General features: G+C 68.2%; 19 protein-coding genes. 13 read left to right on the top strand and 6 right to left on the bottom strand.

Annotation, left to right across the window (positions count from 1 at the left end; all coding sequences use genetic code 11):
- Positions 1-96: 96 nt before the first annotated feature.
- Positions 97-333, bottom strand: a complete 237-nt coding sequence (locus AC1DSC_RS10805) for a DUF2281 domain-containing protein (protein WP_018907211.1) — start codon at positions 331-333, stop codon at positions 97-99.
- Positions 334-589: 256 nt separating this feature from the next.
- On the opposite strand from AC1DSC_RS10805, the gene AC1DSC_RS10800 reads away from it, so the two are divergent.
- Positions 590-1,723 carry an AAA family ATPase gene (locus AC1DSC_RS10800; protein ID WP_027730955.1) on the top strand — a complete coding sequence of 378 codons (1,134 nt, stop codon included), beginning with the start codon at positions 590-592 and terminating at the stop codon, positions 1,721-1,723.
- A 374-nt stretch (positions 1,724-2,097) separates the two neighbouring features.
- Here the strand turns inward: AC1DSC_RS10800 and AC1DSC_RS10795 are convergent, their stop codons facing one another.
- The 3 genes from AC1DSC_RS10795 to AC1DSC_RS10785 form a co-directional block, all read right to left on the bottom strand.
- Positions 2,098-2,907 carry a hypothetical protein gene (locus AC1DSC_RS10795; RefSeq protein ID WP_155736583.1) on the bottom strand — a complete coding sequence of 270 codons (810 nt, stop codon included), beginning with the start codon at positions 2,905-2,907 and terminating at the stop codon, positions 2,098-2,100.
- Positions 2,908-2,917: 10 nt separating this feature from the next.
- Positions 2,918-3,265 carry a TA system antitoxin ParD family protein gene (locus AC1DSC_RS10790; RefSeq protein ID WP_018907170.1) on the bottom strand — a complete coding sequence of 116 codons (348 nt, stop codon included), beginning with the start codon at positions 3,263-3,265 and terminating at the stop codon, positions 2,918-2,920.
- Positions 3,266-4,018: 753 nt separating this feature from the next.
- Positions 4,019-4,927, bottom strand: coding sequence for a LysR family transcriptional regulator (locus AC1DSC_RS10785; protein ID WP_018907169.1), 909 nt, complete (start codon positions 4,925-4,927; stop codon positions 4,019-4,021).
- A gap of 102 nt (positions 4,928-5,029) precedes the next feature.
- Between AC1DSC_RS10785 and AC1DSC_RS10780 the strand changes: the two genes are divergently transcribed.
- The 11 genes from AC1DSC_RS10780 (at position 5,030) to AC1DSC_RS10730 (ending at position 16,280) form a co-directional block, all read left to right on the top strand.
- Positions 5,030-6,121, top strand: a complete 1,092-nt coding sequence (locus AC1DSC_RS10780) for an LLM class flavin-dependent oxidoreductase (RefSeq protein ID WP_018907168.1) — start codon at positions 5,030-5,032, stop codon at positions 6,119-6,121.
- Between the two features lie 25 nt (positions 6,122-6,146).
- The gene (locus tag AC1DSC_RS10775; protein ID WP_018907167.1) at positions 6,147-7,082 is read left to right on the top strand and encodes a flavin reductase; all 936 of its coding nucleotides are present in this window, start codon (positions 6,147-6,149) and stop codon (positions 7,080-7,082) included.
- A gap of 30 nt (positions 7,083-7,112) precedes the next feature.
- Complete coding sequence (locus AC1DSC_RS10770; protein ID WP_018907166.1) at positions 7,113-8,273, top strand: acyl-CoA dehydrogenase family protein; 1,161 nt, start codon at positions 7,113-7,115, stop codon at positions 8,271-8,273.
- Positions 8,274-8,276: 3 nt separating this feature from the next.
- The gene (locus AC1DSC_RS10765; protein WP_018907165.1) at positions 8,277-9,389 is read left to right on the top strand and encodes an acyl-CoA dehydrogenase family protein; all 1,113 of its coding nucleotides are present in this window, start codon (positions 8,277-8,279) and stop codon (positions 9,387-9,389) included.
- On the top strand, positions 9,386-10,147 hold the full coding sequence (locus AC1DSC_RS10760; protein ID WP_018907164.1) for an enoyl-CoA hydratase/isomerase family protein: 762 nt from the start codon (positions 9,386-9,388) through the stop codon (positions 10,145-10,147). Before AC1DSC_RS10765 ends, AC1DSC_RS10760 begins: the two co-directional genes overlap by 4 nt.
- 1 nt (position 10,148) lies before the next feature.
- The gene (locus tag AC1DSC_RS10755; protein ID WP_436288745.1) at positions 10,149-12,281 is read left to right on the top strand and encodes an acetate--CoA ligase family protein; all 2,133 of its coding nucleotides are present in this window, start codon (positions 10,149-10,151) and stop codon (positions 12,279-12,281) included.
- Positions 12,278-13,036, top strand: coding sequence for an SDR family NAD(P)-dependent oxidoreductase (locus tag AC1DSC_RS10750; RefSeq protein WP_018907162.1), 759 nt, complete (start codon positions 12,278-12,280; stop codon positions 13,034-13,036). The genes AC1DSC_RS10755 and AC1DSC_RS10750 overlap by 4 nt, the downstream gene beginning before the upstream one ends.
- A complete protein-coding gene (locus AC1DSC_RS10745; protein ID WP_018907161.1) occupies positions 13,033-13,407 on the top strand; it encodes a VOC family protein in 375 nt (124 codons plus the stop codon). Before AC1DSC_RS10750 ends, AC1DSC_RS10745 begins: the two co-directional genes overlap by 4 nt.
- A 73-nt stretch (positions 13,408-13,480) precedes the next feature.
- The gene (locus AC1DSC_RS10740) at positions 13,481-14,029 is read left to right on the top strand and encodes a nuclear transport factor 2 family protein (protein ID WP_018907160.1); all 549 of its coding nucleotides are present in this window, start codon (positions 13,481-13,483) and stop codon (positions 14,027-14,029) included.
- Entirely contained in the window at positions 14,029-15,267 is a 1,239-nt protein-coding gene (locus AC1DSC_RS10735) for an SDR family NAD(P)-dependent oxidoreductase (protein ID WP_436288746.1), read from the top strand. Before AC1DSC_RS10740 ends, AC1DSC_RS10735 begins: the two co-directional genes overlap by 1 nt.
- Before the next feature lie 23 nt (positions 15,268-15,290).
- The gene (locus AC1DSC_RS10730; RefSeq protein WP_436288747.1) at positions 15,291-16,280 is read left to right on the top strand and encodes a Bug family tripartite tricarboxylate transporter substrate binding protein; all 990 of its coding nucleotides are present in this window, start codon (positions 15,291-15,293) and stop codon (positions 16,278-16,280) included.
- 364 nt (positions 16,281-16,644) lie between these two features.
- Here the strand turns inward: AC1DSC_RS10730 and AC1DSC_RS10725 are convergent, their stop codons facing one another.
- Together AC1DSC_RS10725 and AC1DSC_RS10720 are read right to left on the bottom strand one after the other, a co-directional pair.
- The gene (locus tag AC1DSC_RS10725; protein ID WP_038108164.1) at positions 16,645-16,983 is read right to left on the bottom strand and encodes a type II toxin-antitoxin system RelE/ParE family toxin; all 339 of its coding nucleotides are present in this window, start codon (positions 16,981-16,983) and stop codon (positions 16,645-16,647) included.
- Complete coding sequence (locus AC1DSC_RS10720) at positions 16,971-17,258, bottom strand: CopG family ribbon-helix-helix protein (RefSeq protein ID WP_018907156.1); 288 nt, start codon at positions 17,256-17,258, stop codon at positions 16,971-16,973. Before AC1DSC_RS10720 ends, AC1DSC_RS10725 begins: the two co-directional genes overlap by 13 nt.
- A 349-nt stretch (positions 17,259-17,607) precedes the next feature.
- Here AC1DSC_RS10720 and AC1DSC_RS10715 point away from each other — a divergent pair, with 349 nt between their 5' ends.
- A complete protein-coding gene (locus AC1DSC_RS10715; protein ID WP_018907155.1) occupies positions 17,608-18,570 on the top strand; it encodes an AraC family transcriptional regulator in 963 nt (320 codons plus the stop codon).
- Positions 18,571-18,613 lie beyond the last annotated feature (43 nt).

Raw genomic sequence — 18,613 nt, 5'->3', positions numbered from 1 at the left:
CGATTTTCACGTCCATCAGTTGGCGCGGCAGGCCGGCGGAGGTGATGACCGCGACGAGCAGGTGGGTGTCGACCACGAAGCGCACGGCGCCTGGTCTCAGGCGCCTGGGCGGCGCGCCTTGCGGGCGGTCTGCACTTCTTCCTCGATCTCGTCCTCCGACAGCGGTGCCAGGTTCAGTGCATCGAGCTTGGTCATGGCTTCACCCAGGCGCGCCGCGGCCGCCGCGCGCTCCTCGTGTGCGGCCAGGAACTCGACGAAGTCCACCACTTCGGCCAGGCGGCCGGGCGGCAGTTGCTTCAGGCGCTTGAGCAGGCGAGCCTCGATGGCAGTCATGGGGTGGTTCCTCGCTCGGGTATGCGTCGGTTGATTTTCGGTTGCACCACGGCTCGGTTCAACTTGCTCGAAGCCTGCTGTTCTTTGCCATGAATGTCCGAGACGGCGCTTAATGTCTGAGACAAGCCTTATCAGCCGGGACGAACGTGGGCGGCGTGGAGGCGGTCCTGTCCCCTCCTGTGACGAAGGCGGCGCGAGCACTATGAAAAATTAAACATGATTTCAATAATTATGAGATCCGACTATAATTTTTCGTATGGAACTGAACCAGATTTGGCACTGCCCCCGACCGGAGCTCGCAAAGCGCTACCTGGCCCTGTTGCAAGCCGGGCCGGTTGTGAGTACGACCATTTTCGCCCCTCGGCGCACTGGGAAGACGGTGTTCCTGCGCAAAGACCTGACGCCAGCAGCCGACGCTGCCGGCTTCACCGTCGCATACGTGGACCTTTGGCAGACGAGGTTGAACCCCGGCATCGCGATTGTTCGGGGACTGGAGGAAGCGCTCACGCCGAGGACGTTGGCACAAAGGGCGCTTCACAAGCTGCATGAGCCGGTCAAGAAGGTCAAGGCATCTGGCAGCGCGGGTGAGTTGAAGGGCGCCATCGAGGTTGAGTTGGGCGACGCGAAAAAGGAAGCCACTGAACTCGCCCTGCGTATCGAAGAACTCGTTGTCAAGCTCGTTTCCAAGAAGAAGCTTCTGCTCTTGGTCGATGAAGCTCAGGAACTCGCACGAAACAAAGAGAATGAGCTGATGGCAATGGCACTGCGCACCGCCATCACCAAGAACAGCGACAAGCTGCGAGTCGTATTCACCGGCTCATCGCGCACGCAGCTCGCCAACGTCTTCTCCAACAGCACCGCGCCACTCTTCTCGGTGGGCGCCACTGTTCAAGAGTTCCCGCTGCTTGGCAGAGAACTGGTCGAATTCGTCGCAAAGAAGTTCCAGGTCGCCAGCGGGCGAACCCTGGACGTCGCCGCAGGATGGACGGCCTTCCAAGAATTCCACCAGCAGCCCGAGCCATTTCTCTCGGTGGTCGTGGCCATGCTCATGGACCCGTCGCTCACCTTCGAGCGCGCAGTGGCAACCGAAAAGGCAGAGCAGGACAAGGAGGAAAACCACGAAGGAACCTGGGCGTCGCTCGATGCGATGCAGCGCCAGCTCCTTTTGCTCTTCGCCAACGACCCGCATGCCAAACCATTCGGAAAGGCGGCGCTTGCGAAGCTTGCCAAAGCTCTCGGCGTCCCTTCGCTCGCGCCGTCCGACGTGCAGTATTCGCTCAACAACTTGAAGTCCAAGACCATCATCTCGAAGGCGCCGGGCGGTGTGCATACGTTCGAAAGTGCGGCGTTCGAGCGCTGGGTCAGAACGTTGGCGCCCGTGAATCCCTAGCCGAGCGAGAGGGACCAGCTTCTCTTCGACATAGCCACGCAACCTCGGGCTCCACCAGAATGCACGAGATGCCGATCCCACGGCCAGCTAGTACTGCCTGGCGAACTTGGTCCAGCTTGGAACCTCGCTTCGCGTCAGTGCGCTTCAAACTGATCATGGATGATTGAGATACATTGAATCCCTCGCTTGCGTGCATCCGCTGCGCGTCAACGATGGCGCTGAAACAGCGTCTGCGACCAGCCCGAAACAGGCGTCCACGATCGCTGAATGCCCACCACGATCGCCGGAGCTGACGCCTGATCTCGCGTCAGCTTGGCAGCGACGTCGCCGTCACGAGGACAACGGCGCGATGCAAGACAGTCGACGCAAATGGACTACGACAGTGCCGAAGGAGGAGGACTCCCAGATTCGCGCAGGACCTGCCTCTCGGTTTTCGCTTTCTGAACAAGATCGAGTTGCCTGGAGTGCACCGGTGAGAGTGATTTCAAGAACTCCACATCCACGGCGTCCAAAATCTCCATCTGGCGCTCTGACAGGAGACGCCGCCCGACTCCGCTGCGCGCCAGCGCGTAGACCCGCCGGATCTTGCCTCCGAGCCTCTCGGTGGACTTCGGGTCCTGGGCAATGCGACGTAGAGCCTCGCTAGCCACTTGGATCGCCCACTGCGCCTGCGTGAGTACGTGTGGGCCTTTCTCTTTGAACAGGCCCACAGCGTTTTGCACGCGGGACTCAAGAACGTCGAGTGGGTCCATCATGCGAATGAAACGACCTGGGCGCCATTCAGCCTCGACGCTGTCCGCGATCACCCTTTTGGTGAAGAGCGTCGACTTTTTGAGGTTGGCGCCAGCATAGAGCTTGTGCAAAACGTCAATGTTGCGTTCCTTGCCTCCCGCCGTGGGGAGTCTCAGTTGCGCGACGATCGCCGTCATGCTGCTTTTCTTCGGCAGCACGACGCGGGCTTTGATCGTCTCGGCAAGCTCAATCGCTCGTGCCACCTTGCCGAGTGCGTCACCATCATTCGAAATCGCGGCACCTTCCGCCACGATGCCGAATCGATCCATCCAGAAAGCGAGTGCTTGCCCGCCAACAAGAACCATGTCGGTGCCCATGTTGGATAGGAAGAGATCGACCGTCTCTTTGTCTAGAGGACTTTCGCCGGCAGGAAGCACAGGCTCAGTGGCCACGAATTCATCCTCAGTACGGAGAGTCCGTGAGCTTGACGCGGCGTGCAACGCCGTCCGAAAACCAACTCAGTTGCGCTTGCGTGACGCGGCCGCTTCGCGCATTGGCCATGTCCGACGACTGGCGCTCACGTTTGAAGGCCCAGAGGTCGAAATCGCCGGGAGCCTTCGCTGCCTCCCCCTCGGCGTGACGTTGCAGGAGCCGAGCAACTTGAGCCACCGTCAGGCCGCACTCTTCAAGGGCTGATCCGATGCGAGCCCAATGCTCAATCTGCTGAGCAGCCGAACGCGACATCAAATTGCCCTGCTCGCGGGCGATCCGGAAAAGTTCGGCGTCAACACGGATGGAGTTCGAAGACATAGGAAGTCAGGAAGTCGCGTTTTGTGGCATTTTACCACGGCCCCTAGCCTGCGCCGACGCAGGGGCGTGGCTCGGACATTCGCTCCGATCGGCATCGAGTTGATGCACGTGCTGAGCAAATCTTCGCGATGAGGTGTGCGTAAGGGCCAGAGCAAAGCCGCCTTCACCCGGTTCGGTGCTGTGCTGCGGAAAGCGCGGGGTTCTTGGGTCCTTGACTTCGAAATGGCAGGACTGCGTCGCTTCTATCTTGGGCACCCGCTATGCCACGACGTCGGGGACCACGTGGACCGGTACAGCCGTTTGTGGAGCAAGGCGAACGCCGAGTGTTGATTGCCACCGCAAATTGAGGATCAGAGATCAGCGCAATACAACACTCTCCGGCTACGTTGCGTATCGGAAGCATCTGCAGCGGTCATCTTCACTGGCCCCCACTCACCAGAGACGCATCAAAAACGGATCGGTGAAGCAGCAGCAACCGCAACTTTGGAGGAGTGAAAATGCGCATCTACGCTGCCTACGCTGCCTACGCTGCCTACGCTGCCTACGCTGCTTCAGCTAGGTGCAGATGCTCTTCTGCATCCCGAGTGACAAGCCTGCGTGCTGTGGCAGCTTTCGCACGCGGGTCTCGGGCATCGACGGCGAAATGCAAAAAGCTTGGCGCCGGGCGGAAAAACCGGACGGGCTGCCCCTCAACCCGGTGCCTCGCGCGCGACGCCTTTCCGCTGCCGGCGCCGCTCCCAGCCAGCCCGTGAATTAGCGCTTCTCGCTTCGAAGCGCATCGGCCACGAAGTCGACAAAAGCGCGCACCTTCAGCGGCAGCACGCGGCTCTGCCGGAACACCGCGAAGACGCCGTTGGAAAAAGCCCGCACCGCAAAGCGGTAGTCGGGCAAGAGCCGCACCAGCGTGCCGGCCTGCAGGTCGCCGCGCACGGTGGCTTCCGACAGCAGCGCCACGCCCATGCCGCCGATCGCGGCCAGGCGCAGCAGCTCGCCGTTGTTGGCGCTCAGCACGCCCTGGATCACCAGCTCCTGCTGCTCGCCCGCCTCGTCGATGTACTTCCAGGTGATGATCTCGCGCTCGCGCCGGTAGGTGAGGCAGCGCACCTGGGGCAGGTCGCTCGGATGCCGGATGCGCGAGTAGGTCTTCACGAAGGCCGGGCTGGCCACCAGCACCTCGTCGCTCGACAGCAGCCGCTTGATGACGAAGCCCGAATCGGTGGATTCGCCGGTGCGGATGTCGACGTCGAAGTCGTGCTCCACCAGGTTGACCGGATGCTCGGAGAGCTCGAGCTCGACGCGGATGTCCGGATACAGCTCCGCGAAGCGCGGCAGCAGCGGCGCCAGCACGCGCAGGCCGATGTGGGTGCGCGAATGCACGCGCAGCCGGCCCTCGGGCCGCTGGCGCGCGTTGTGCACCACCTGCTCGGCCTCGCTCATGAGTTCCAGCACCGCCTCTGCCCGCTCCAGGAAGGCTTGGCCCGCCTCGGTCACCTTGAGGTTGCGGCTGGTGCGGTCCACCAGCTGCACGCCCAGTTCCTCTTCCAGCGCGCTGATGCGCCGCGAGATGGTGGCCGGCGACAGGCTGAGGCTGCGGGCCGCCGCCGAGAGGCTGCCCTTCTTCTGGGTGGCCACGAAGATGCGCAGCGAATCGAGCGCCTTCATTTCGAAAGACGCAAAGAAGGTGTGCGTTCGCTGGTGATCCGCAGGGCCCCCGAGTTCCTACGATGGACCTCAATCAAAACCAGCCAACCAGGAGTCACAGCGATGGATTTCGGAATCTTCATTCTGATGCAGCAGCGGAACAAGCACAAAACCTCCCACCAGATCCTGCGCGACGCCGTCGAGCAGACTCGCCTGGCGGACGAACTGGGTTTTGGTGCCGCATGGTACGCCGAGCACCACTTCAGCAACTACGGCCTGTGCTCCTCGCCGCTGACCATGATCGCGCACTGCGCCGCGGTTACCCGCAACATCCGGCTGGGCACCGGCATCGTGGTCGCGCCGCTGTACACGCCGGCGCGGCTGATCGCGGACGTGGCGATGGTCGACCAGCTGTCCGACGGCCGGCTGAACCTCGGCATCGGCTCGGGCTACCAGCACTTCGAATTCGAGCGCTTCGGCGTCTCGCTCGAATCCGCCAAAGGCCGCACCTTCGAGATGCTCGACATGCTGGAGGCCGGCCTCACGCAGCCCAAGTTCAGCTACGAGGGCGAGTACTACCGCCAGCCGATGAGCGCCATCAGCCAGCGCGCGGTGCAGCGACCCACGCCGCCGATGTGGATCACCAGCGTCGACCCGGCCTTCCTGTCGCGCGCCGTGAAGTCCGGCCACCATGTGTTCGTCTCGGGCGGCGACGGCGGGCTGGAGAAGCTGGCCGCCACCCGCGCGCTGATCGACCAGGTGGCCGCGGCCGAGGGCAAGGACCCGGCCGGCGTGCAGGTCGGCCTGCTGCGCGCGGCCTACGCCAGCAACGACAAGGACGAGGTGGAGCGCTACCTGGAGTGCGCGCGCTACCAGCGCCGCATTGCCGTGAGCCTGAAGCGCCGCACCGCGCAGATCGCCGACGACTACCAGGTCGAGGAAGGCATCGTCGAGGGCGAGCCGAGCCTGGACGAGATGCGCGCGCTGCTGCCCGTGGGCAGCGTCGACACGGTGATCGAGCGCGTGGTCAACGAGATCCGCACGCTCAAGCCGGTGCACTACTGCTTCCAGACGCAGATGGGCGACTTCGACCACAAGACGATGCTGCGCCAGCTCGAGACCTGGGGCAAGGTCATCATCCCGGCGGTGCAGCAGGAGATCGCCAACGATCCACCGCACCGTCCCGCGGCGCGGCCCGAACTCGCCGCGGCCTGAGCCCGGCCGCCAGGAGACCGACGCCATGTCCGAAGCCGCCGAAGGGATCCGCCCCGCCATCGAGCCCGCGCAGCTGCGCCAGCTGCTCGGATGCTTTCCGACCGGCGTGGCCGTCATCACCACCTGCACGCCGGACCGCCAGCCGGCGGGCCTCACCTGCAATTCGTTCAGCTCGGTGTCGCTCGACCCGCCACTCGTGCTGTTCAGCCTGCGCAATGCGAGCCGGCTGCTGCCGACCTTCCAGGCCGCCGACGGCTTCGTCATCAACATCCTCTCGCAGCAGCAGGACGCGCTGTCGGGCCGCTTTGCCTCCAGCAAGATCGAGGACAAGTTCGATGGCGTGGCCTGGCGCGCGGGCCGGCTCGGCATGCCGCTGATCGACGATTGCCTGGCCAGCTTCGAATGCCGCATGCATGCCGCCCACGAGGCCGGTGACCACACCATCTTCATCGGCGAGGTCCGGCACCTGGGCGCCGGCGTGCCCGACCAGGCGCTGGTGTTCTACAAGGGCGCCTACATGATGCTGGCCGAGTCGCTGCGCAAGCTCGTCGTGGAAGGGCGGCTCGGAGACGCCGACATCGACGAGGCCTACCGCACGCTCTACGGCACCCTGCTGCGGCTGGCGAGCGAGCGCGCCACCGAGACCGAGCTGGACGCGGTGCACCAAGCCGCCGACGCCATCGAGGGGCACCCCGACGACGCACCGCTGAAGGAGCGCATCGCCTCGGCGAGCGCCTTCTTCTCGTCGATCGCGGCCGCCGGCCACAACGAGGCGCTGACGCTGATGGCGCAGACCATGACCAGCGTGCTGCGCGAACGCATGACGCACGTGCTCTCGGTGCGTCCGCGGCCGGATCTCTTTCCGCTGCGCCGCAAGGTCGCGCACGCGCTGCGCCGGCGCGACCCCGAGGGCGCCGCCGCCGCGCTGGACGAACTGATCACGCAGCTGCGCAAGGGCTGAGCCCTTTTCCAATTTCCAACAGGAGACAAGATGTCCATCGACTACGCCGGCTTCCGGCGCGAACTCGAAGCGTTCGCGCGCGACGCCTGCCTGCCCGAGATCCGCGCCGTGGTCGCGGCCGGCCAGAAGATCACCAAGCGCGAATACCAGGCTTGGCAGCAGATCCTGAATGCCCGCGGCTGGGGCGCGCCGAGCTGGCCACGCGAAGCGGGCGGCACCGGGTGGGACATCCGCCAGCGCCTGATCTTCGAGGAGGTGATGGCCGAGAACGACTGTCCGCCGCTCTACCACCATGGGCTGGGCCACATCGGCCCGGTGATCATCCGCTTCGGCACGCCCGAGCAGAAGGCCCGCTTCCTGCCGCGCATCCTCGACGGCTCCGACTGGTGGTGCCAGGGCTATTCGGAGCCCGGCTCGGGCTCCGACCTGGCCTCGCTGTCCACCAGCGCACGGCTGGAGGGCGGCGAGTGGATCGTCAACGGCCAGAAGATCTGGACCTCGCATGCCCACGAGGCCAGCATGATCTACATGCTGGTGCGCACTTCGAAGGAAGCGAAGAAGCAGGAAGGCATCTCGCTGCTGCTGGTGCCCATGGACACGCCGGGCATCACCGTGCGCCCGATCAAGACCATCGACGGCTGGCACCACCTGAATGAGGTCTTCTTCGACGAGGTGCGCGTGCGCGCCGACAACCTCGTCGGCGAGGTCGGCAAGGGCTGGACCTGCGCCAAGTTCCTGCTCGAGCGCGAGCGCCTGCCACCGGCCAACGTCGCGCGGCTGGAGCTCATGCGCCGGCAGGTCACGCGGCTGGTCGAGGATGCGAGCCGGGCCGCCGCGGGCCGGCGCGACTTCAGCGGCCTGCACCACAAGCTGCTGCTGTGCGAGGCCGACGTGAAGGGAGCCCGCGTGATGATGGCCGAGGCCACCGACGACCTGATCCACCAGCGTCCGCTGGGCGTGCAGCCTTCGGTCATCAAGATGACCTGCGCCGACGTGGCGCAGCGCCTGACGACCATTGCCCTCGATGCGGTCGGCCCCGACGCGGCGCACCGCTTCCTCGCCGAGGCCGGGGAGGACGTGCCCGACGCCACCTGGATCCAGAACTACATGTTCACGCGCGCCCGCACCATCGCCGGCGGCACCTCCGAGGTGCAGCGCAACGTGGTCGCCAACGAATTGCTGGGAGCCTGAGCCATGTCCACTTCATTTCCATCGCTCTTTCCCGGCATGCTGCTGGACGCAGCCAGCCGCTATGCCGAGGACCACATCGCGCAGCAGATCCAGGGCGACCCCGTGCGCGAGCTGGGCTGGACCGCGACCCTCGTGTCCGAGGAGGCCGGCGGCGTCGGCGGCAGCCTGAGCGACCTCGCTTCCATCGTCGAGGGGCTGGCCACGCACGGCCTGCAGCTGCCGGTGGTCGAGACCTGTGCCGTCGTGCCGCTGCTGCTGCAGGCGGCCGGCGCCGAGACGGCCCGTCGCTGGCTGGAGGCGGTGGCCGAGGGCAGCGCGCGGATCGCGCCGATGACCGCGCTGTCCGCCACGCCCGAGGACCCCGCCATCACGGCCCGGCACCTGGACATCGGCTACGCGCTGAGCGGCGCGGTGCAGGGCGTCGACCTGACGCTGCCCGCCACGCACTACCTCGTGCCCGCGCAGCTGGACGATGGCGACGAGGCGCTCTTCCTGGTCGATGCCGAGCGCATCGGCCCGCCGAAGGTCCGCTACCGGACGATGGAAGGCCGCCTGGGCGCCGACTTCGCGCTGGAACGGCTCGCGGTGCCCGAGGGCGCCTGCATCGCACGCGGCGCTGCCGTGCGCGCGGCGCGCGCCAAGGCGACCGACGCCGCCTTGCTGTTGACCGCCGCCGACACGGTGGCCGCGCTGGCCACGCTGATCCGCCAGACCGTCATCCACCTGAAGGAGCGGCGCCAGTTCGGCGTGGCGCTTGCGAGCTTCCAGGTGCTGCGCCATCGCGTGGCCGACATGTACGTGAAGTACCTGGGCGCCAAGGGCCTGGTGATCCACTGCTTCCATGCCTGGGAGCAGAACGCGGCCGACCTGCGCCGCACGCTGCGCCTGGCCAAGGTGTCGCTGGCCGAGTCGGCGCGCGCCTGCGCCGAAGCGGCCATCCAGATGCACGGCGGCATGGGCGTGAGCGAGGAGGTGCTGGCCACCCGCACGGCGCAGCGCCTGATCGCCTCCGAGTTCCGCTACGGCGACCGGCTGCTGCACGCCGCGCTGCTGCTGGCGCCGCATGAGCCCGCGCCGCAAGTTTCTTTTTCCAACCAGACCGGGAGTGTGCGATGAGCATCGAACTGGAAGTTTCCGAATACATCGCCGTCGTCCGGCTCGACAAGCCGCCGGTCAATGCACTGGACCGCGCCACGCGCCGCCGCCTGATCGAGATCTTCGACGAGGTCTCCGAGCGCGCCGACGTGCGCGTCGCGATCCTCACGGGCACCGGCAAGTTCTTCTGTTCCGGCGCGGACCTCAAGGACCGGCCCGATGCGCAGAAGGCCGGCGACTTCCTCGACCACAACCGCTGGACGCGCGAAACGGGCAATGCGATCCGCGAATGCGCCAAGCCCGTGATCGCCGCCGTCAACGGCCCTGCGCTGGGCGCCGGCTTCGGGCTCATGGCGGCCTGCGACATCTTCCTGGCGAGCGAGGACGCCACCTTCGCCATGCCCGAGATCAACGTCGGCCTGGCCGGCGGCGTCTCGATGCTGCGCACCATGTTCGGCCGCTCGTTCACACGCCGCATGTTCTTCACCGGCATGAAGGTGCCCGCCGCCGAACTGTACCGCCGCGGCGTGCTCGACGAGGTGGTGCCCGGCGATCGGCTGATGCCGCTGGCCATGGAGATCGCGCAGGAGATCGCCTCCAAGGCGCCGCTCGCCGTCGCCTATGCGAAGCAGGCGGCCAACATGATGGACCTGATGCCGCAGCGCGACGGCTACCGCTTCGAGCAGAACATCACCATGGCGCTGGCCAGGACCGAGGATGCGCAGGAGGCCCGCAAGGCCTTCCTCGAAAAGCGCAAGCCTGTCTACAAAGGTCGTTGAGATGCAGGCAACGCAAGTGGGCCACGGCCTCGACGCGCTGTTCAAGCCGCGCTCGATCGCGATCTTCGGCGCCTCCGACGACGTCACCAAGATCGGCGGCCGGCCGCTGCAGTTCCTGCAGAAGTACGGCTATGCGGGCGGCATCTATCCGATCAACCGCAAGGGCGGCCTGGTGCAGTCGCTGCAGGCTTATGCGAGTGTGGCGGAACTGCCCGAGGTGCCCGAGCTCGCAGTGATTGCGGTGCCGCCCGCGGGCGTGCTCGACGCGGTGCAGGACTGCGCGCAGCGCGGCGTGAAGGCCGCGGTCATCCTGTCCGCAGGCTTCTCCGAAATGGGCGAGGAGGGCAGCCGCCTGCAGGCGCGCATCGGCGAGGTGGCGCGCGCCAGCGGCATGCGCATTGTCGGCCCCAACTGCCTGGGCGCGATCGGCGTGCCCGACAAGAGCATTGCCACCTTCTCGGTGGCGCTGGAATCGTCCTTTCCCGCGGCGGGCTCGGTGGGCATCGTCTCGCAGAGCGGCAACCTCGGCAGCTTCACCCTGCGGCTGGCCGGCGAACGCGGCCTGGGCGTGAGCCGCATGCTGACCACGGGCAACGAATGCGACGTGGACATTGCCGACGCCATCGCCTCGCTGGCGGCCGATCCCGGCACCTCGGTGATCCTGTGCTGCATGGAAACCTGCCGCGACGGCGCCAAGCTCATGCTGGCCATGGCGATGGCCCGCGAGGCCGGCAAGCCGCTGGTGGTGCTCAAGGTCGGCGTCTCCGAGGCGGGCAGCGCGGCCGCGGCCTCGCACACCGGCGCGCTGGCCGGGTCGGACGCGGTGTTCGATGCGGTGCTGCGCCAGGGCGGCGCACTGCGCGTGCCCAGCATCGAGCTGCTGCTCGAGGTTGGCCATGCGCTGTCGGTGGCCGGTCCGGCGCGCGTGCCCGGCGGCCACCGCGTGGCGGTGCTCACGGCCTCCGGCGGCTTCGGCGTGCTGCTGGCCGATGCGGCCAGCGCGCAGGGCCTGGCGCTGCCCAAGCTCGCGGCGCAGACGCAGGCGCGCATCGTCGCGGCCGTGCCCTTCGCCGCGCCGTCCAATCCCGTGGACATGACGGCGCAGGTGTCGAGCCGGCCCGAGGTGCTGGCCCAGATGCTCGATGCCGTGGCGCGCGACGACAGCTGCGACGCGCTGATCCTGCAGTCGGCCAACGCCTTCCATGTGCCGCGTCTGCGCGACGTGTTCCTGGAGGCGCTCGCGCAGGTGCGCAAGGACCATCCCGCGCGTCTGATCCTGCTTTGCGCGCGCGCTCCCGAGGACGTGCGCGCACGGCTCAACGCGATGGGCTTTCCGGTGGTCGAGGGCATCGATGCGGCCTGCGCGACGGTGGCGGCGTTGCTGCGCTTCGGCGCGCGCGATGCCGCACGGATTGCTGCGCCGGCCATCGCACGCGCGCCGCTGGGCGCCGCGGCCTTCGCCACCGAGGCCAGCGCCAAGGCGGTGCTGGCCGAGGCGGGACTGCCCGTGCCGCGGGAGGCGGTCGCGCGCAGCGTCGACGAGGCGCTCGCCGCCGCGCGCGAGATGGGTTTTCCGCTGGTGCTCAAGATCGTCTCGCCCGACATCGCGCACAAGACCGAGGTCGGCGGCGTGTTCGTCGGCGTGCGCTCCGAAGCGCAGCTGCGCGAGGAATACGGCCAACTGCTGGCGCGCGTGGCGTCGAAGGCGCCCGGCGCCCGCATCGCCGGCGTGCTGGTCGCGCAGATGGTGCAGGGCGGCGTCGAGCTGATCCTGGGCGCCAGGAAGGACCCGGTGTTCGGCCCGATGGTGATGGCCGGCCTGGGCGGCATCTTTGCCGAAATCTTCAAGGACGTGGCGCTGCAGCCGGCGCCCGTCGACGAGGCGCAGGCCACGGCGATGCTGCGCTCGCTCAAGGCCTTTCCCCTGCTCGACGGCGCGCGCGGCCGCCCCAAGGCCGACGTGCAGGCGGCCGCGAGGGCCATTGCGGCGCTGTCGCGCTTCGCGGTGCGGCATGCGGACAGCGTCCGCGAGATCGACATCAACCCCCTGGTGGTGCTGGAACAGGGCCGCGGCGCGCATGCGCTCGACGCGCTGCTGGTGCCAGAGGAACACGCCGTGAAAGGCAAGCAATGAACATGTCTTTGTCAGGCCGCACGGCCTTCATCAGCGGCGCGGGCCACGGCATCGGCCGTGCCACCGCCCGCGCCATGGCGCGCCTGGGCGCCACCGTCGGCATCAACGACCTGAAGCCGGAGTTCGTGGAGGAGGCCGTGGCCGAGATCCGCGCGCTCGGCGGCCAGGCCATCGGGCTGCCCTGCGACGTGTCGACGCGCGACGGCATGCGCGAGGCCGTGGCGCAGTTCGCGCGCGATGCGGGCCGGCTGGACGTCATGGTCAACAACGCCGCCTGGGTGCGCTACCAGCCGCTGGCCGAGATCACGCCGGAGGTCATGGACCGCATGGTGGAGATCGGCTTCAAGTCGGTGATCTGGGGCATCCAGGCCGCGGCCGAGGCGATGGATCCGGAGCGCGGCGGCTCGATCATCAACGTGGCCTCCATCGCGGCCTTCAAGTCGCCGATGCGCTCGGTGGTCTACAGCGGCATCAAGGCCGGCGTGCTGGGCATCACGCGCGCATCGGCCGCCGACCTGGGCGCGCGCAACATCCGCGTGAACGCGGTCGCGCCCGGCGCCGTGCCCACCGAAGGCACTGCCAAGCACCGCAATGCGGAACTCGATGCGCGGCGCATCGGCCGCACGCCGCTCGGGCGGCTGGGCACGGTCGAAGACATTGCCGACGCCATCTGCTTCCTGGCCGGCGACGCCTCGCGCTTCTTCAACGCGGACGTGCTGCGGCTGGACGGCGGTGCTTCGGAGACATCGCTGTGAGCGCCGCCGTTCAATCGCCCAAGCGGGTGCAGAACGTGTTCGTCGTGGCGAAGCAGCCGGCCAGCCTGCATGCCTTCTACGAAGGTGCGCTGGGCCTGCCGATGACGTTCCGCGATGGCGACCGCTGGATCCAGTACGGCGTGGGCGGCACCAACGTGGCGCTGGCCAGCGCCGAGGAGGCCGCGCCCGCCACCAGCGGGCTGGTGATGGTGCTGGAGGTGGACGACTTCGAGGGCGCGACGGAGCGCATCGGCGCGGCCGGCGGGCAGGTGCTGGGCCTGCGCGACATGGGCAGCCACGGCGCCGTGCTGTCGCTGCGCGATCCCGAGGGCAACCTGGTGCAGCTGTTCCGGCGCGCAGCGCCCGCATGAGCGCCGCGCCGGGCCGCCCCAAGCAAGCTCGCTCCCGCCTGGCGGGAAGGCGCGCAGCGCCAAGGGTGCACCAGTGAGTGCCGCTGCGCACGGGCCGGCAACGCTGCAGGAGTTGCTGGACCGCGAGGCGATCCGCGACTGCTTGCTGCGCTACTGCCGAGGCATCGACCGCTGCGACGAACAAGCCCTGCGTTCGGCCTACTGGGAGGACGCCACGGACTGCCACGGCGCCTGGAACGGCAGCGCCGCCGGCTTCATCGATCAGGCGCTGACCAAGCTGCGGCAGGGCGGACGCCGCGTCCACCAGATCGGCAATGTGCTGATCGAGCTGCACGGCGATGCCGCGGCGGTGGAAAGCAGCTTCTTCGCATTGCAGGCCACGGCCGCGCAGCCCGAGCGCGAGACCTTCCTGTGCGGCCGCTATGCGGACCGCTTCGAGCGCCGCGGCGGCGAGTGGCGCGTGGCCGCACGCACCGTGATCTACGACTGGATCGAGGAGCGCACGCGGCCCGAGCTGAAGCAGGACGACGCCGCCTTGTTCGGCGCGCGCCAGCCGGTGGGCACCGCGGCGCCGCACGACGCCGTCTATGCGCTGCTGCGCGCAGTGCGGGGCGGTGCCTGATGGCGACGGTACTGCTCACCGGCGCCGGCGGCGGCATCGGCCGTGCGGCGGCGCTGGGCCTCGCGCGCGCCGGCTGGCACTGCGTGCTGGTCGATGCCGATGCGCAGGCGCTGCAGCGCCTCGAAGCGCTCTGGCCCGCCGAGGCCGAGCGGCCGCTCGGCCTGGTGGCCGACCTGACCGATGCCGCGCGGATCGAGCGCCTGGGCCAGGAGATCCCGCCGCTCGATGCCCTCATCAACAACGCAGGCCTGTCGGCCGGCGGCACCGAGGCCACGTCCGCCCCCGACGACGGCACGGCCGCACGCCTGCTGGCGCTCAACCTGTCGGCCCCGGCCCGCATGGTGCAGGCCTGCGCGCCGCGGCTTCGGCCGGGCGCGCGCGTCGTCAACGTGGCGTCCGGCGCGGGGCTGCGCGCCATTCCGTGGCGCGGGCTCTACAGCCCGAGCAAGGCCGGACTGATCGCGCAGGGCAGGGCGCTCGCGCAGGCCCGGCCCGATTGGACGGTGACCACGCTCGCGCCGGGCTTCGTGCGAACCGAGCTCGTGCAGCGCCTGATCGATGGTGGCCGGCTGAACCTGGCGCAGGCGGTCTCGAAGATTCCGATGGGCCGGATGGCCGAGCCCGAGGACATGGCCGAGGCGCTGTGCTTCCTGGCCGGCGCGGATGCGCGCGTGCTCACCGGGCAGCTGCTGGTGCTGGATGGCGGCTCCTCCATCTGCGGCGGCAGCCAGCCCTTGCCGCCATGCGCGCATGCGCCGTTGCCGTTGGAGGCACCGCTGCAGCCGCATTGCGAGGCGGTGCGCGAGGCGCAGTGGCAAGCAGCGCTGGACGAGTGGGCGCGTTCGCATGCGGACCGCGCCGGCATCCAGAGCTACCCCGCCGTCATCGACGGCCGCGCTCTCGATGCGCCGCCGGGCGCGCAGCTCGATGCCGTGCTCGATGCGGCCCGCCGCTTCCGCGCGCGCCATGCGGCGCTGGCCAGCCTCACGCTGCTGTTGCCGCGGCCTGCTGCGCGGTTGCCCTGGGAGCTGGCCGGCGACGCCGAAGCCGCCCGCATGCTGGTCGCCACGCTGGCCGCCGAATGGGGCGCGCATGGACTGCGCATCAACGCACTCGAACTGCAGCCCGGCCTCGCACCGGACGGCTGCCTGCCGCTGCTCGGCTACATGGCCGGCGCGCGCGCGCAGTTCCTGACCGGGCAGGTGCTGCGGCCCGGCGCCGGCGCGGCCGAACGCTGAACCAAAGACAAGGAGACCTCCGCATGATCGACACCCTCGTTTCCCGCCGCCGCCTGCTGGCCGGCGCGGGCCTGCTCGCGCTGCAAGCGCGGCTGCACGCCAGCGAAGCCGGCGGCTGGCCGGCACGGCCCATCCGCATGGTCGTGTCCGGCCCCGCCGGTGCGGGCTCGGACATCTTCGCGCGCCTTCTGGCCGGGCCGCTGCAGCAGGCGCTCGGGCAGCCCGTGGTGGTGGACAACAAGCCCGGCGCCAACGGCCTGATCGGCAACGATGCGGTCGCCAAGGCACCGCACGACGGCTACACGATCCTGCTGTCGCCGTCCTCGGCCATCGCGATCAACCCGGTCATCCAGCCGAAGATGCCCTATGGCGCGCAGAAGGACCTGCTGCCCGTCGCCCAGGTCGGCGCCGCGGGCATCCTGCTGGTGGCGAACCCGGCCACGGGCCTCGCGTCGCTGGCGGACCTGGTGCGCCATGCCAAGGCCAACCCCGGCAAGCTGGCCTATGGCTCCTGGGGCAGCGGATCGACCGGCCACCTGGTGATGGAGGGCCTCAAGGCGCAGTACGGCATGGACCTGGTGCACGTGCCCTACAAGGGCGTCTCGCCGCTGCTGAGCGACCTGCTGGGCAACAGCATCGGCGTGGGCTTTGTCGACATCGCGTCGCCGGTGCCCCACATCCGCAGCGGCAAGCTGCGGGCACTGGGCTGCACCGGCTCCGCGCGCGGGCCGGCACTGCCCGACGTGCCCACGCTGACCGAGCAGGGCTACCGCTTCGATGCGGACGGCTGGTACGGCGTCTTCGCGCCGGCCGGCACGCCGCGCGAGGTGGTGCTGCGCCTGAACCAGGAGATCAACCGCATTCTCTCGGCCGACGAGATCGTCCAGAAGTTCGCCGCGCAGAACATGCCGCGCCCGCCCGTCAAGGATGCCGACCAGTTCGCGGCCACCGTGCGGCGCGATCTTGCGGCCTGGCAGTCGCTGGCCAAGGTTGCCAGGCTGCGGCTCGACTAGCGCTCGCCCGAACTATTTGGCCGTAGCCTCGTACCGGACACCCACGACGATTGATTGCCAGGAGTCACCTCTTGAACACCGTACAGATCGCAAGCAAGGCGAATGCGCCACGCATTTCCTCGTGCGGTTGATTTTGGTGCTGCACGGCGCTGCTGTTGCTTCTCTGCCCGGCTCCTGCCGTCGCCTCCCTCGCCAGGCGCTCGCCGATTCCGGCTACCCGGCGTTCTCGTGCCGATGCGTCGGCGAGGATAGGCCTCACGCTGCTGGTCGTTCCGTTCGCAACGCAGAACATCGCCCCGCGGCGGTACGTGCTGGCGACCCAGACGGCGGCGCGTGTCTGGCGAGGCCCCGAAGAAGTTTGAGGTCAGGGAGGCGGCAAGCCTTCGCCTGAGCCGCCCGAACCCGGCTCATAGCCTGCCTCCCGCTGGTGGCGCAAGGCCAGCACCGTGACCACATCCCCCTCGCCAGCGTAGCGGTACAGCGCCACGTAGCCACTTGCGCCAAAGTCGATCACCCACTCGCGGTATTCAGGCGGCAGATCCTCCAGCGGCCGGCCCACCATCGGCTGTTTGCGCAGGACCTGGACTGCCTTGATGATGGTTTCCCCCGCACGCGCGGCAACTGCCGGGCTCTTCGGTCGCAGAAACTCCCGCAAGCGCTCCAGATCGCGGAGTGCCGCCGGCGCGAACCTCACTTGTGGCATGCAGGCGCTGGCAACTCTTCGTCAGTACCCCAGGTTTCCAGCCAGGCAACCATCTCGTTATCCGAGACGTGCAGACCGGTCTCCTCGAACTCTGCCCATGCGGCCACCGCGTCCTGGTGCAGGGCTTGGCGCCTTTCTTCGCGATCGACGTACTGGGCAATGGCCTCGCGCATCAGCCAATGCGGCGCTCGGTGGCGCGCCGTGGCCAGGCGCTTCAGGCGCACTTTGAGTTCGGGGTCGAGCTTGACCGGCGTCGGGCTGATGGCGGTATTCATAGGTAATACTCTACCAATGATGCCTTGGCCAGCCAACAGGCGCGCCTCGATGGCCACACAACGTGCAGTGCATATGTTGCAACGCGATGGCTCAGGCTGCATGCGGTCCTGCCCGGATACGCTGCGATTCGGGACATGGGCGGCGGTCAGCCCAACCCGCGCCAAGCGCGATTCAGTATTTCATCCCGTTCGTCCCTGGCCCGGGCGCGACGGGACCTGCGTGAAGGAATGCGCGGGGCGTCGATTGCGTACTCCGCTGGATTTCTTGCCCGATCCAATGGCGGCAGCGCGCCTTGGCAGATGGAGACGGGCCGGCGGGTTAGAGTCTTTTGCAAAGGCTCCAAGCAGCATGGCCCCCAGACACCACGACACGGCCGCCGAGGGCAGGCCGCCACAGCACGCGATGGCGCAGGTCATCGGCGCGCGCACGCCGGGCGCGGGCGACTTCGAAACACCGATCGCGGGCCTGGCCTTCTTCAGGCGCGAATGCCCCGCGCCGCCCGCCGTCTGCATGATCGAGCCGAGCATCGTGCTCGTTGCCCAGGGCGCCAAGCAGATGTGGGTGGGCGGCGAGGCTTATGCCTACGACACCTCGCGGTTCCTCGTCACCTCGCTGAACGTGCCCGCCAATTCGGAGGTGATAGTGGCAAGCCCCGGGCAGCCCTGCCTGGGCCTGGTCCTGAAGCTCGACGTGCGCATACTGGCCGAGCTGATTGCGCAGGGCGGCCTGCCGCCGCCGCGCGATCGCCCGGTCGGCGTGGGGGTGGGCATCGGCGCGGCCACGCCTGCGATCCTGGGGCCGTTCGCGCGCCTGCTCGAACTGCTGGACGAGCCGCATGCCATTCCCGTTCTTGCCCCGCTGATCCAGCGCGAGATCCACTACCGGCTGCTGATGAGCGACCAGGCCGCCCGGCTGCGGCAGATCGCCTCGGTGGACGGACAGGGCTACCGGATCGCGCGGGCCATCGACTGGCTGAAGCTGAACTACGCCTTGCCGCTTCGCATCGACGAACTCGCGGCGCGCGTGCAGATGAGTGCGCCCACCTTCCACCACCACTTTCGCCAGCTCACCGCGATGAGCCCGCTGCAGTACCAGAAATGGCTGCGGCTGAACGAAGCGAAACGCTTGATGCTGAGCGAACACTTCGATGCAGCGGGCGCGGCGTTCAGGGTCGGCTATGAAAGTCCCTCGCAGTTCAGCCGCGAGTACAGCCGGCTGTTCGGTGCGCCGCCCAAGCGGGACATCGAGGTGCTGCGCGGGGCGGCCAGGGGCACCGATATGCCCAGGCACGCGCTGGCGAACCCGGCATAGGAACTTCCGTTCTCAGGAGCTTTCGAGCTCAGCGGATCGGGCA

The organism is Variovorax sp. 01N425 (assembly GCF_056399465.1).
This window is presented reverse-complemented; position numbering and strand designations above follow the sequence as displayed.